This window comes from Streptomyces sp. NPDC030183, from assembly GCF_055573455.1.
On the sequence record NZ_JBVIBK010000005.1, the window covers coordinates 45,394 to 59,114 of the forward strand.

At 72.5% G+C, this 13,721-nt stretch carries 13 protein-coding genes and 1 riboswitch; of the genes, 11 read left to right on the forward strand and 2 right to left on the reverse strand.

The window, feature by feature from the left end; all coding sequences use genetic code 11:
• The first annotated feature begins 105 nt into the window (after positions 1–105).
• Positions 106–264: riboswitch (cyclic di-AMP (ydaO/yuaA leader) on the forward strand.
• A gap of 4 nt (positions 265–268) precedes the next feature.
• Together ACZ4Z2_RS07700 and ACZ4Z2_RS07705 are read left to right on the forward strand one after the other, a co-directional pair.
• A complete protein-coding gene (locus tag ACZ4Z2_RS07700; protein WP_468073435.1) occupies positions 269–1,204 on the forward strand; it encodes a M23 family metallopeptidase in 936 nt (311 codons plus the stop codon).
• A 201-nt stretch (positions 1,205–1,405) separates the two neighbouring features.
• Complete coding sequence (locus ACZ4Z2_RS07705) at positions 1,406–2,191, forward strand: SGNH/GDSL hydrolase family protein (RefSeq protein ID WP_468073745.1); 786 nt, start codon at positions 1,406–1,408, stop codon at positions 2,189–2,191.
• 81 nt (positions 2,192–2,272) lie between these two features.
• On the opposite strand, the gene ACZ4Z2_RS07710 is transcribed toward ACZ4Z2_RS07705, so the two are convergent.
• Positions 2,273–2,881 carry a TetR/AcrR family transcriptional regulator gene (locus ACZ4Z2_RS07710; RefSeq protein ID WP_468073436.1) on the reverse strand — a complete coding sequence of 203 codons (609 nt, stop codon included), beginning with the start codon at positions 2,879–2,881 and terminating at the stop codon, positions 2,273–2,275.
• Positions 2,882–2,901: 20 nt separating this feature from the next.
• A complete protein-coding gene (locus ACZ4Z2_RS07715) occupies positions 2,902–4,086 on the reverse strand; it encodes a Glu/Leu/Phe/Val dehydrogenase dimerization domain-containing protein (protein WP_468073438.1) in 1,185 nt (394 codons plus the stop codon).
• Positions 4,087–4,312: 226 nt separating this feature from the next.
• Between ACZ4Z2_RS07715 and ACZ4Z2_RS07720 the strand changes: the two genes are divergently transcribed.
• The 9 genes from ACZ4Z2_RS07720 (at position 4,313) to ACZ4Z2_RS07760 (ending at position 13,688) form a co-directional block, all read left to right on the forward strand.
• A complete protein-coding gene (locus ACZ4Z2_RS07720; protein WP_468073440.1) occupies positions 4,313–5,482 on the forward strand; it encodes an MBL fold metallo-hydrolase in 1,170 nt (389 codons plus the stop codon).
• A 435-nt stretch (positions 5,483–5,917) separates the two neighbouring features.
• Positions 5,918–8,155, forward strand: coding sequence for a sensor histidine kinase (locus tag ACZ4Z2_RS07725; protein ID WP_468073442.1), 2,238 nt, complete (start codon positions 5,918–5,920; stop codon positions 8,153–8,155).
• 92 nt (positions 8,156–8,247) lie between these two features.
• Positions 8,248–8,679 (forward strand): roadblock/LC7 domain-containing protein, encoded by a 432-nt coding sequence (locus tag ACZ4Z2_RS07730; RefSeq protein WP_468073444.1) that lies wholly within the window; start codon positions 8,248–8,250, stop codon positions 8,677–8,679.
• 2 nt (positions 8,680–8,681) lie between these two features.
• Positions 8,682–9,053 carry a DUF742 domain-containing protein gene (locus ACZ4Z2_RS07735; RefSeq protein ID WP_107461818.1) on the forward strand — a complete coding sequence of 124 codons (372 nt, stop codon included), beginning with the start codon at positions 8,682–8,684 and terminating at the stop codon, positions 9,051–9,053.
• Positions 9,031–9,630 carry a GTP-binding protein gene (locus ACZ4Z2_RS07740; RefSeq protein ID WP_468073446.1) on the forward strand — a complete coding sequence of 200 codons (600 nt, stop codon included), beginning with the start codon at positions 9,031–9,033 and terminating at the stop codon, positions 9,628–9,630. The genes ACZ4Z2_RS07735 and ACZ4Z2_RS07740 overlap by 23 nt, the downstream gene beginning before the upstream one ends.
• Positions 9,627–10,184: a GAF domain-containing protein gene (locus ACZ4Z2_RS07745; protein WP_468073448.1), complete on the forward strand. Its 558-nt coding sequence runs from the start codon at positions 9,627–9,629 to the stop codon at positions 10,182–10,184. The genes ACZ4Z2_RS07740 and ACZ4Z2_RS07745 overlap by 4 nt, the downstream gene beginning before the upstream one ends.
• A 256-nt stretch (positions 10,185–10,440) precedes the next feature.
• Positions 10,441–11,469 (forward strand): L-threonine 3-dehydrogenase, encoded by a 1,029-nt coding sequence (gene tdh / locus ACZ4Z2_RS07750; protein ID WP_468073747.1) that lies wholly within the window; start codon positions 10,441–10,443, stop codon positions 11,467–11,469.
• 72 nt (positions 11,470–11,541) lie between these two features.
• Positions 11,542–12,741, forward strand: coding sequence for a glycine C-acetyltransferase (locus ACZ4Z2_RS07755; RefSeq protein WP_468073450.1), 1,200 nt, complete (start codon positions 11,542–11,544; stop codon positions 12,739–12,741).
• A gap of 47 nt (positions 12,742–12,788) precedes the next feature.
• Positions 12,789–13,688 (forward strand): LysR family transcriptional regulator, encoded by a 900-nt coding sequence (locus ACZ4Z2_RS07760; RefSeq protein ID WP_468073452.1) that lies wholly within the window; start codon positions 12,789–12,791, stop codon positions 13,686–13,688.
• Positions 13,689–13,721 lie beyond the last annotated feature (33 nt).

Here is a 13,721-nt window from a genome sequence, read left to right on the forward strand (position 1 = left end):
CACGTAGGGAGACGCACGGGAAATCCCGATGGTTGTCTCTGTGGGGACAAGTCGCTTACGTTCACCCTCGATCCGGACGGACGCCCAATCCTGCCGCCGACCGGAGCCGCGTACCGACCCGATCCATGGCAGGAGCGGGGGACCCACAGGTAGTACCGCCTGTTCCGGTCTCCGGAACGGCTAGGGGTAAAGCCGAGCGCAAGCCCGGCCGGACATCTCCAGTCCGCACCCGACAGCTCACCTCGCAGGCGCCGGAGAGGAATTCGCCATGCCCGCGAAGGGTAAGCACCGCCGTCCGAAGTCCCAGCGTCTCACCCGCTCCATCGCCGCCGCCGGAACCGGTGGCGCCGCGCTCGCGCTGCCCCTGATGGGCGCCGCCGGCGCCCACGCCGCGACCCCCACGGCCGCCGTTTCCGGGCCTTCCGGGAAGACCGTCACGGCCACCCCCGAGAAGGGTGCCGTCGAACAGGTCGCCGCCAAGAAGAAGGCGACGAAGACCTACACGGTCAAGGCCGGCGACTATCTCGCGAAGATCGCGGACGAGCAGGACGTCCAGGGCGGCTGGAAGCGGCTCTACTCGGACAACCGCTCCGTGATCGGCTCCGACCCCTCGCTCATCCACCCGGGCCTGAAGCTCGCCATCGGCGGCAAGGCCACGTCCGCCGGGCTGACGCACACCTCGACGAAGACCCGGTCGCCGCAGCCGGCGAAGCCCTCCCAGCCGTCCAAGGCCTCCGGGTCCGCGGCCAAGGAGACGACCGCCGCGCCCGCCGGTCAGGCCGCCCAGACCAGCGGTTCCGGCTTCACCCTGCCCATCCAGGGCGCCACCGTCGGCACCGCGTACAAGACCGCCGGCAGCATGTGGTCCAGCGGCTACCACACCGGCGTCGACTTCGTGGCCCCGACCGGCACCAGCCTCAAGGCCGTGGGCGCGGGCACCGTCGTCTCGGCCGGCTGGGGCGGCGCGTACGGCAACCAGGTCGTCATCAAGCTCGCCGACGGCTACTACGCCCAGTACGCCCACCTCTCCTCGATCGGCGTCTCGGCGGGCCAGTCCGTCAGCGGCGGCCAGGAGATCGGCCTCTCGGGCGCCACCGGCAACGTTACCGGCCCGCACCTGCACTTCGAGATCCGGACGACCCCCGACTACGGCTCGGACATCGACCCGCTGGCCTACCTGCGGTCGAAGGGCGTCACCGTCTGACGTGCCGCCGACGGCGGACTGAGCGCGGCGCAGGCCGGACCCCGATCCCCGGGGTCCGGCCTGCGGCGTATTCCCTGGTTGAACGAATCTTGAAGCGTGGTCTATCTCACCGCCCGTCAACCCCTTATTACGGTCGCGTAGGTCACATCGGAAGGTGAATCATGACCCGATGTGGCAGACGATTCGAAGAACAGCAGATCAGTGATCGGGTCGTACGTGGCGGTGGGGGACAGCTTCACCGAGGGCGTCGGCGACCCCGGCCCCGACGGGGCGTTCGTCGGTTGGGCGGACCGGTTCGCGGTGCTCCTCGCGGACCGGGTGCCCGAAGGCGACTTCAGGTACACCAATCTCGCGGTACGGGGGAAGCTCCTCGACCAGATCGTCGAGGACCAGGTGCCGAGGGCTCTCGAACTCGCCCCGGATCTCCTTTCCTTCTGTGCCGGCGGGAACGACATCATCCGGCCCGGCACCGACCCCGACGAGGTCGCGGAGCGGTTCGAGCGGGCGGTGGCCCGGCTCACCTCGGCGATCGGCACGGTGATGGTGACCACCGGGTTCGACACCCGTGACGTGCCGGTGCTCCGGCATCTGCGCGGCAAGATCGCGACCTACAACGGGCATGTGCGGGCCATCGCCGACCGGTACGGGTGCCCCGTGCTCGACCTGTGGTCCCTGCGGACCGTGCAGGACCGGCGCGCCTGGGACCACGACCGGCTGCACCTGTCGCCCGAGGGGCACACCCGGGTCGCTCTGCGGGCCGGGCAGGTGCTGGGCGTGGAGGTGCCCGCGGACCCCGAGCAGCCGTGGCCGCCGTTGCCGCCGCGGGGGACGTTCGAGGTGCGCCGGGACAACATCCAGTGGGCCCGGGAGTACCTCGTGCCGTGGATCGGGCGGCGGCTGCGCGGGGAGTCGTCCGGCGACCATGTGTCGGCCAAGGGGGCGCTGTCGCCCGACGACATCAAGATGCGGATCGCTTCCGTGGCCTGAGGGCGTTCGGCCGGGTCCGCCCACAGTTCGTCGTGGGGCGGGCCCGCGCCGCCGCGGGGCCGCCCGTCCCCTCCCCAGGGGTCAGCTCGTCGGTGTCTCCGGCAGGTTCAGTTCGCGGGCCAGCGTCTCGTCCGCCCATAGCCGGGCCTTCGCGCGGGAGACCGCTCCGTCGTAGGACGTGAGCTGCACGGCCAGGCCGTCCAGGAGGGCGGTGAGGCGGAGGGCCGAGGCCCGGGGGTCGGGGCAGTGGAACTCGGCCGCGGCCACGCCCTCCTCGATGAGGCCGATGAGCGCGGCCTTCCACTGCAGGTCCAGGTCGCGGGTGACCTCGCGCAGGGCGGGGTCGCGGAGCGAGACCGCCCAGCCCTCGATCCACAGGCGCCAGCCCTTGGCCTGGCCGGTGGGGGCGTACCAGCGGACGGCCGCCCTGAGGCGGCGCAGCGCCGTCGTGCGCCGGGCGAGCAGCTTGCGGAGGCGGGCGAGGTCGTCCTCGGCGGCGTAGCGGAACGCCTCGGCGACCAGCTTCTCCTTCGTCGAGAAGTGGTACAGCACCAACGCGTTGCTCACGCCGAGGGAGGCGGCCACGTCGGCGATCCGCACCGCCGCCACACCCCGCGCCTCGATCTGTTCGATGGCCGCCCGCAGCAGCTCCTCGCGCCGCTCGGCCACGCTCAACCTGACCCTGCCCACGCGGCAACCTTACCTACGGGTCAGATCGGGCGGTGTCGCCCATAGCGTGCCTCGATGACGGGGAGGCGGTCGGCGGCGATGGCGTGGGCGGCCGCCCGGGGTGTCGTGCCGTCCCGCTCGGCGCGGGAGAGCATCAGATCCACGAGGGCGCGCATGGCGCGGCGGGTGTGGTCGAAGGAGCTCCGCGCGTCGGGGGCGATGTCGCCGAACAGGGTCCACCACCACCAGGCGTTCGTGGCGGAGTTGACCACGACGTCGGGGAGGATCGTCACCCCGCGGCCGGTCAGCAGGGCCTCGGCCTCGGGGAGGACCGGCATGTTGGCCGCCTCGACGATCAGGCGGGCGGTGATCAGCTCCTGGTTGGCCGGGTCGATGGCGTACGAGACGGCCGCGGGGACCAGGATGTCGGCGTCGGCGGCCAGCCAGGCGTCCGAGGAGGTCTCCCGGTCCTCCGGGCGGAGGGCGCGGCGGTCGACCGTGCCGTGGGAGTCGCGGGCGGCCAGCAGCGCCTCCACGTCCAGGCCGGCGGGGTTGAAGACGGTGCCCTTGATGTCGGCCACGGCGACGACGGTGAGCCCGGCCCGGGCGAGGAAGCGGGCGGTGGCGCCGCCCATGGTGCCCAGCCCCTGCACGGCGACCCGCGTCCCGGCGTACGGCGTGCCGGTCCGGTCCAGGGCCGTGAGGACGGACTCGGCGACCCCGCAGCCGCCCATCAGCTCGTCCAGTCCGATGCCGTCCACCTCGACGGCGAACGCGTCCGCCAGCCGCCGTCGGGCGGCCCGCTCGTCGTCGAGGAGGGGGTAGACGGCCTGGACCGTCGAGACGAGGCCCGCCTCCGCGGCCGCCCGGTCCACCAGGTCCTGGGTGAGTCCGAGATCCTCGCCGGTGGTCCAGAACTCCTCGATGTACGGGCGGGTCGCGCGCAGGTAGCGCACCAGGACGCCGTACGCCTCCGGGTCCCGGGGATCGCAGTCGATACCGCCCTTCGCGCCGCCCAGGGGGACGTAGCGGCCCTCGGGGTCGTAGTGCAGCGCTTCCTTCATGGTCATGCCGCGGGCCAGGCCGGCGACCTCGTCGAGGGTGCAGCCGGGCCGCATCCGCAGACCACCGCTGGCCACCCCGCGCACCAGCCGGTCCACCACGAGGAAGCCGCGCCGGCCCGTGACGTGATCGGTCCAGGTGAGGGAGAGGTACGGGGCGGACATACGGGCTCCTGAGGGTCGGCCGGGGCGGAAGTGGTGGCGGCGGTCGGGAACGGATGGCGGGCGCACCGGGTTGTAGGAGACAGGCGCCGACTCGGCGGTACCGGGGGAACGGCTGGCTCTACTGAACCGTTGGTCAGTATGTCACCGTGCCGGGACGGATCGGGCGCGGTGCTGTCAGAGGGGCGGACCATAATGGAATGCCTCAGCGAATCCACCAGGAGGTGCCGTGTCCGGTTCCCGTTCGCAGAGCTCGGGGCTGCGCGTCCAGCCAGCCGCCTTCGGTGCGGTTCCGACCGGTGCCAGGCTGGAGCGGATCCGCCGGTCCCCGCACTTCGCGAACGGCGCGTTCGTGAACCCGGAGGGTGCCCGTATCGCCCCCTCGCGCGGTGTCGCGCTGGAGATGGCCAAGGGGTACTTCCGCAAGGACGAGCGGGTCAGGCGCGCCCCCGCCGGACTGATCCCCGTGCACTCCACCACCCTCGCCGACCTGGCCAGACCCCCGGCCGGCGGTCTGCGCATCACCTGGATGGGCCATTCCAGCGTGCTCGCCGAGATAGACGGGCACCGGGTCCTGTTCGACCCCGTCTGGGGCGAGCGCTGCTCCCCGTTCGCCTTCGCGGGGCCCAAGCGGCTGCACCCCGCGCCGCTGCCGCTGGCCGCGCTCGGCCCGGTGGACGTCGTGGTGGTCTCGCACGACCACTACGACCACCTCGACATGCCCACGATCAAGGCGCTGGCCGGCACGGACACGGTCTTCGCCGTGCCCCTGGGCGTCGGCGCCCACCTGGAGCACTGGGGTGTCTCCGAGGGCCGCATCCGCGAGCTGGACTGGAACGAGGCGACGAAGGTCGGCGGCCTCACCCTGACCGCCACACCCGCCCGGCACTTCTGCGGCCGCGGTCTGCGCAACGCCCAGCAGACGCTGTGGGCGTCCTGGGTCGTCGCCGGGGACGAGCACCGGATCTACCACAGCGGCGACACCGGCTACTTCCAGGGCTTCGCGGACATCGGCGCCGAGCACGGCCCGTTCGACATCACCATGATCCAGATCGGCGCCTACAGCGAGTTCTGGCCCGACATCCACATGACGCCCGAGGAAGGGCTGCGGACACACCTCGACCTCCAGCGCGGTGAGGCCGCCGGTGTGCTGCTCCCCATCCACTGGGCGACGTTCAACCTGGCGATGCACTCCTGGGCCGAGCCCGGCGAGCGCTCCCTGTGGGCCGCGCACGAGGCGGGGGTCACCCTGGCCACACCGCGGCCCGGCGAGCCGTTCGAGCCGCGGAACACCCCGCCGGCCGACCCGTGGTGGCGGTCCGTCGCCCGCCGGCCGGCCGAGGGCTGGGCCGCCTGGCCCCCGGTCGGGGAACAGCTCGATCTGGTCGCCGAGAGCTGATCCCCCGGCCCCTTCGACGGGCCTCCGGGAAAAGGGACGACCGACATCGTCAACACACCGGGAATTCTCCCGACAGGGTGATTTTTCGATTGACGGCGAGGGCCGCGGAGCAGAGCGCTCCGCGGCCCTCGCCGCTTTTTGGCGCCCTGTTCCGATCGGCTCTGATCGAAATGGCGTCGCACAAAGAAAGCGAAAGGAACACCCGTCCGAAGAATGGTCGGTCTGTCGTGCGAAGCCTCATACCAGAGCCGCGCGCTTCGCGGGGCTCTTTGTCAACTGCGCACCGCACATGACGCGTTGGCGACTACTGTGAGTTGCCGTCGGACGACGCAGTGCCGAATTCTTCGACTCTCCCGACCGACACGCGATGGCGCATGCCCCATTCGCCCAGACGCGGCACCCCCCACACCCAGACGGACCAGTACGAGGACGCTGATGTCTCACCTTCGCGCACCGGCCGCACGCGCAGACCGCCGTGAGGGCGGGCGGCACGGGCGATCGGCCACCCGTGCCGTCCCCGCGTTGCCCGAGATCCACATACGGCCACAGCTGCTGCGTCTGGCCGTCCTGCCCCCCACCGCGGTGGCCCTGAGCGCCTGTGCCGCCGTGCTCTTCACCGTCCGCGCCGGCGCCCACCGTCCCGGCCCCACCCTGTGGGCGGTGCTCGCCGGCACGGCAGCGGTGGCCCTCGCCGCCGTCCTGATCGCCGCCGTGGCCGCCGGCCGCGCCGCCAGGTCCGTCCGCGAACGCCTCGGCGTCCTGCGCGAGTCGAGCGCCAAAGGGGAGGAGGACCTGAAGGCCCTCGTCGAGGCGCTCCGGCGCGGCGAGCAGCCGCCCGCGCGCGGTCCGCGCCCCAAGACCGGCCCGGACGCCGACGACTTCGGACTCCTCACCGCCGAACTGGCCCGCGCCCAGGACAGCGCCGTCACCGCCGTGGTCCAGGCCTCCCAACTGTCCAGCCACGCCGGCAACGAGCAGAAGCTGGAGGTCTTCGTGAACCTCGCCCGGCGGCTGCAGTCGCTGGTGCAGCGCGAGATCTCCATCCTCGACGACCTGGAGAACGAGATCGAGGACCCCGACCTGCTCAAGGGGCTCTTCCACGTCGACCACCTCGCCACCCGCATCCGCCGCCACGCCGAGAACCTCGCCGTCCTCGGCGGCGCCGTCTCCCGCCGCCAGTGGAGCAACCCCGTCCCCATGACCGAGGTGCTGCGCTCCGCGATCGCCGAGGTCGAGCAGTACTCACGGGTCAAGCTGGTACCCCCCGTCGACGGCACACTGCGCGGCCACGCCGTCGCCGACGTCATCCACCTGCTGGCCGAACTCGTCGAGAACGCCACCGTGTTCTCCGCTCCCCACACCCAGGTCCTGCTCCGCGCCAACCTCGTCACCTCCGGACTCGCCGTCGAGGTCGAGGACCGTGGCCTCGGCATGCCCGTCACCGAGCAGAACAAGATGAACGCCCTGCTCGCCGACCCCGACCAGGTGAACGTCGCGAGCCTCCTCCAGGACGGCCGCATCGGTCTGTTCGTCGTCTCCCAGCTCGCCCGCCGCCACGGCATCCAGGTCCGCCTCCAGAGCAACATCTACGGCGGGATCCAGGCCGCCTTCGTCGTCCCGCAGGGCCTGCTCGGCGCGGACCCGGCCGCCCCCGGCGAGGTCCCGCTGCCCCAGCCGCAGGGCCGGCAGCCCGGCGGCGCACGGCGTCCGAACCCCGGCCCCCGCCACGCCCAGCACGCCTCCGGGCGGCGGACGGCCCCGGCCGGACCCTCGGACGGCACCGTCCCCGCCCAGCAGTTCCCGGCCACCCCGTCCGGCCGGCCGGCGCAGCCCGGGCGCCCGGACTCCGGCCCCGCCGCCCCGGGCCCGCCCCGTCCCTCCGTGCCCCGGCAGCAGGGGCCCGGCCGAGGCGGTTCGCAGCAGGGCCTCCACACGGGCCGGGGCGGCGGGCAGAGCCAGGGCACCGGCCGGGGCAGCGGTCAGCAGGGTGCGGGCCGGGCCGGCGGAGGTATCACCCCGCTGCCCGTGCGCGGCGCGCGCGAGGACCGGCCCAACCCGTCCGAGGCCGTGCCCGGGATCCGCCCCGAGGACCGGCGCACCGTCGCCGACCACACCGGGACGCCCCCCACCCCGCGCGTCGGCGGCACGGTCCGCGGCACCATGGGCAAGCCCCAGCTGCCCCGGCGCCGCGCGCAGCAGCACATCGTTCCCCAGCTGCGGGGCGGGCCCGTCTCGACGTCCCGCCAGGACCCCGAGCACTACGTCGGCCACGATCCCGGGCTGATGGCCGCCTTCCAGCGGGGCATCGGCCTCGCGGAGGCCCGCCAGATGGAAAGCTCCGACTGGGACGCCGCCATGCTGGGCACGGCCTCGCTGGACCTGACGCCCCCGCAGAACCTGACCCGCGGGGAGACCGTCCGCCGGGACACGGACCGAGGGGACGCGACGTCGAACCCGGGCGCCGGCCGCGCGGACGCGACGTCCCACCTCGGCACGGGCCGCGCGGACGCCCTGCACATGGAGCCGGCGCCCATGGACGCGCCGCACAGGGACGCGACCCAGCCCCCGAGCGGCCCCACCCGGGGCGCCGCCCCCATAGCCGTACCGCCGTCGGGCCTCGACGCGGCACACGACCTGACGACCCGGCAAGACGGGAGCACACCGGCCGGATGAACACCCCCCTGCACACCTCCACCGCGGCCCCCTCCGCGGTGCCCGCCCCCTCCGCTCCCGCTGACCTTCGTACCCCAAGGAGTCGATCCACCATGGCGAGCGATGCGCCGACCGGCCATGTTTCCGACCTCGACTGGCTGATGAGCGGTCTCGTGCAGCGCGTACCGCACACCACGAGCGCGGTGCTGCTGTCCTGCGACGGGCTCGTGAAGTCGGTCCACGGCCTCGACCCGGACAGCGCCGACCACATGGCCGCCCTGGCCTCCGGCCTGTACTCCCTCGGGCGCAGCGCGGGCATCCGCTTCGGCGACGGCGGCGACGTGCGCCAGGTCGTCGTCGAACTCGACTCGACCCTGCTGTTCGTCTCCACTGCGGGCTCCGGCACCTGCCTCGCGGTGCTCGCCGGACGCGAGGCCGACGCGGCGGTCCTCGGCTACGAGATGGCGATGCTGGTCAAGAGCGTCCGCCCGTACCTGGTCACCCAGCCCCGCCAGGCCGTCGAACCCTCGGGATTGAGGCCTTGACCGTGGCCGCGTCCGGCGACGGGCCCCTGTACGACGACGCCGCCGGGCGTCTCGTACGGCCCTACACCGTCATCAACGGCCGGACCCGGCCGACCACCGCGCTCGATCTCCTCTCACAGGTGATGGCCACCGGGGCGACCCCCCTCGGCTATCTCGGCCCCGAACACGCACAGGCCCTCGACCTGTGCCGGGCACCCGTCTCGGTCGCCGAGGTCGCCGCCCACCTCAAGCTGCCGGCGGCGGTCACCAAGGTGCTGCTGTCCGACCTGGTCGACTGCGGGGCTCTCACCACGAAGCCCCCGGCCTTCCACCACAACCCGACAGACCGGTCTCTTCTGGAGGCAGTGCTCGATGGACTACGACGACAGCTCTGACCCCTTCCCCACCGCACTCAAAATCCTGGTGGCGGGAGGGTTCGGGGTAGGCAAGACGACCTTCGTCGGCGCGGTGAGCGAGATCGCGCCGCTGAGCACGGAGGAACTGCTCACCACAGTGAGCGCGGCGACCGACAGCCTCGAGGGCATCGAGAACAAGGTCGAGACGACCGTGGCCATGGACTTCGGCCGCATCACCCTCGATCCGCGGCATGTGCTCTATCTGTTCGGCACACCCGGACAGCAGCGCTTCTGGTTCATGTGGGACGAACTCTCCGAAGGCGCCCTCGGCGCGGTCATCCTCGCCGACACCCGGCGCCTGGAGGACTGTTTCGCCGCCGTGGACTTCTTCGAACAACGCGGCCTCGGATTCATCGTCGCGGTGAACGAGTTCGACGGGTCCTACCGCTACGACCCCGAGGAAGTGCGCGCGGCGCTCGACCTCGACCCGGAGATCCCCGTCGTCTGCTGCGACGCCCGGATCTCCAGCTCGGGCGTGCAGACCCTGCTCACCCTGGTGCGCCACCTCCTCGCGCACACCCCGGCCGAACTCCCGAGCCGTGGGGCCCACACGTGACGTACGACCCGCCCCGTCCCGTCGGCCGGCTGCTGCTCACCCCCGAGGACCGGGACGCCCCCGAGCGGGTACGGCGGCTACGGCTGCTGGGGCTCGGCGAGCACCCGGAACCCGCCTTCGACGCCTTCGCCGACCGGCTCGCCGAGGTCGCCTCCGTGCCGTACGCGATGGTCAACTTCATCGACGAGAAGCGCCAGTTCTTCGCGGGCCTGCACGCCCCGGCGGAGCCCACCGGTGAGGCCCCCGCACTCGGTGCCGTCCGCCATCTGGGCCGCGACCACGGCTTCTGCCCCCATGTGGTGGTCCGCCGCAAGGCGCTCGTCCTCGAAGACGTCGGCGACTACCCGAGATTCGCCGGCAACCCGATCGTCGACGACCACGGCATCCGCTCCTACCTCGGCGCCCCGCTCATCGACCGCACGGGCCTCGCCCTCGGCACGGTCTGCGTCCTCGACGTTCAGCCCCGGCCGTGGGGCAGGGGCGGCCTGGACACCATCAAGGCGATGGCGGCGGAGCTGGCCGGGCGGATCGAGGGGCGGGAGGCACTGCCCTGAGGGCGCCGTCCCCGAGCCCGGGAAACGGCACGGCACTTCATGGCGGATCAGCGTCCCCGCCGCTTCGTACGAACGGGTGAATGAACGGGGCCGGGGTGGGCGGGGTGTGAAGGAAAGCTGCGGCGGAGGTTAAGAAAACCTCGATGGACCCCATGGGCCGCCGTACGGCAGATTGCTCGGTGATCCCACCCCTCTCCCCGGTACGGGCGTACACGTCATGCCCGGCCGCGGGACCGCACCCACAGGAGCCGTGGCGTTGAAGGCGCTGGTCAAGGAGAAGGCGGAGCCCGGGCTCTGGCTCGTGGACGTTCCGGAGCCGGAGATCGGCCCCGGCGACGTACTGATCAAGGTGCTGCGGACCGGTGTCTGCGGTACCGACCTGCACATCCGGTCCTGGGACGGCTGGGCCCGGCAGACCATCCGCACCCCGCTCGTGGTCGGTCACGAGTTCGTGGGCGAGGTCGTCGAGACCGGCCGCGACGTCGTGGACATCAAGGCCGGTGACCGGGTCAGCGGCGAGGGCCACCTGGTGTGCGGCAAGTGCCGCAACTGTCTCGCCGGACGCCGCCATCTGTGCCGTGCCACCGTCGGCCTGGGCGTGGGACGCGACGGGGCGTTCGCGGAGTACGTGGCGCTGCCCGCGTCCAACGTGTGGGTGCACCGCGTCCCCGTGGACCTGGACGTCGCGGCGATCTTCGACCCGTTCGGCAACGCCGTGCACACCGCGCTGTCCTTCCCGCTCGTCGGGGAGGACGTCCTGATCACCGGGGCGGGCCCCATCGGTCTGATGGCCGCCGCCGTCGCCCGGCACGCCGGCGCCCGGCACGTCGTGGTCACGGACGTCAGCGAGGACCGGCTGGAGCTGGCCCGCAAGATCGGCGTCAGTCTGGCGATCGACGTCTCCGCGTCGAGCATCGCCGAGGGACAGCGCCGGCTCGGGCTGCGCGAGGGCTTCGACATCGGTCTGGAGATGTCGGGCAACCCCGCCGCGATGCGCGACATGATCGCCAACATGACGCACGGCGGCCGGATCGCCATGCTCGGGCTGCCGTCCGAGGAGTTCGCCGTCGACTGGTCCCGGATCGTCACCTCCATGATCACGATCAAGGGCATCTACGGCCGGGAGATGTTCGAGACCTGGTACGCCATGTCCGTCCTCCTGGAGGGCGGTCTCGACCTCGCCCCGGTGATCACCGGCCGCTACGACTACCGGGACCACGAGGCGGCCTTCGCGGACGCGGCGAGCGGGCGCGGCGGCAAGGTCATCCTCGACTGGACCGCGTGAGTCACCGGACCGCGTAAGCCATCTGTATCTCCGGACCCGTACCGCCGGGTCCGTACCCCTGGGAGCCTTCCGATGTTCGACTCCGTGCGCGACGACCTCCGCGCCACCCTCGACGAGATCCGCGCCGCCGGACTGCACAAGCCGGAGCGGGTCATCGGCACCCCGCAGTCCGCGACGGTGAACGTCACCGCGGGCGGCCGCCCCGGCGAGGTGCTCAACTTCTGCGCGAACAACTACCTCGGGCTCGCCGACCACCCCGAGGTCGTCGCCGCCGCCCACGAGGCGCTCGACCGCTGGGGCTACGGCATGGCCTCCGTCCGCTTCATCTGCGGTACGCAGGAGGTGCACAAGGAGCTGGAGGCGCGGCTGTCGGCGTTCCTCGGCCAGGAGGACACGATCCTGTACTCCTCCTGCTTCGACGCCAACGGCGGTGTCTTCGAGACCCTCCTCGGCGCCGAGGACGCGGTGATCTCCGACGCCCTCAACCACGCCTCCATCATCGACGGCATCCGGCTGTCGAAGGCCCGCCGCTTCCGCTACGCCAACCGTGATCTCGCCGACCTGGAACGGCAGTTGAAGGAGGCCACGGAGGGCGGCGCCCGCCGGAAGCTGATCGTCACGGACGGCGTCTTCTCCATGGACGGCTATGTGGCACCCCTCCGCGAGATCTGCGACCTCGCCGACCGCCACGACGCCATGGTCATGGTCGACGACTCCCACGCCGTCGGCTTCACCGGTCCCGGCGGCCGCGGCACCCCCGAGCTGCACGGCGTCATGGACCGCGTCGACATCATCACCGGCACCCTCGGCAAGGCGCTCGGCGGCGCCTCCGGCGGCTATGTCGCCGCCCGCGCCGAGATCGTCGCCCTGCTGCGCCAGCGCTCCCGCCCGTACCTGTTCTCGAACACGCTCGCCCCGGTGATCGCGGCGGCCTCCCTGAAGGTCCTCGACCTCCTCGAAGCGGCCGACGACCTGCGGGTCCGGCTCGCCGAGAACACGGCGCTGTTCCGCCGCCGGATGACCGAGGAGGGCTTCGACATCCTCCCCGGCGACCACCCCATCGCGCCGGTGATGATCGGGGACGCGGCGAAGGCGGGCCGGCTGGCCGAGCTGCTCCTGGAGCGCGGCGTGTACGTGATCGGCTTCTCCTACCCGGTCGTTCCGCAGGGCCAGGCCCGCATCCGCGTGCAGCTGTCCGCCGCGCACTCCACGGACGACGTGAACCGGGCGGTGGACGCGTTCGTCGCCGCCCGCGCCGAGCTGGAGGGCTGAGCGGGACCCGGTCAGGGGAAAAGCGGGGATTTGAGAGAATCGGTCCCATGATCGAGGCGCGGCGGCTCCACATCCTCCGTGCGGTGGCCGACCACCGCACGGTGACGGCGGCTGCCGCCGCGCTCTACCTCACCCCCTCCGCCGTCTCCCAGCAGCTCACCGCGCTGGAGCAGGAGACCGGTCACCGGCTGGTCGAGCGCAGCGCGAAGGGCGTTCGGCTCACACCGGCCGGTGAGATCCTGCTGAGTCACACCAACGCGGTCCTCGCCCAGCTGGAGCGGGCCGAGGCGGAGCTGGCCGCGTACCGCTCGGGCGCGGCCGGCACGGTCACCGTCGCCTCGTTCGCCACCGGGATCGCCCAGGTCGTCGCGCCGGCCGTGGCCCGCCTCGCGGTGTCCTCGCCCGGGATACGCCTCCGCGTGCAGGACGCCGAGGGGGACGCGAGCCTGCCGATGGTCCTGGACCGGCAGGTCGACGTCGCGGTGGCCGTCGAGTACCGGGGCGCTCCCGCCGCCGACGATCCCCGCCTCACCCATGTCCCGCTCTACGCCGAGCCCTTCGACGCCGTGGTGCCGCTGACCCACCGGCTGGCCGACGCCGGGGAGGTGCCGCTCGCCGAACTGGCCAAGGACCCGTGGATCGGCCCGTACCCCGGGAACCCCTGCCATGACGTGGTGGTCCTGGCCTGCGAGAACGCCGGGTTCCAGCCCCGCCTGGAACACTCCTCCGACGACTTCCGTGCCGTCGTCGCCCTGGCCTCGGCCGACGCGGGCGTGGCCCTCGTGCCCCGCTCCGCCCTGCGGGGCATGGACCTGACCGCGGTCGTCGTCCGCCCCGTCGACGGTGTGGCCCCCACCCGCCGCGTGTTCGCCGCGGTGCGGCGTGGGGCGGAGGTCCACCCGCTGATCAGCCCCGTACTGGAGGCACTGGGGGAGGCCGCCGGATAGGGCGGGGGAGCGGAGGCCTGCGGCGTCCAGCCT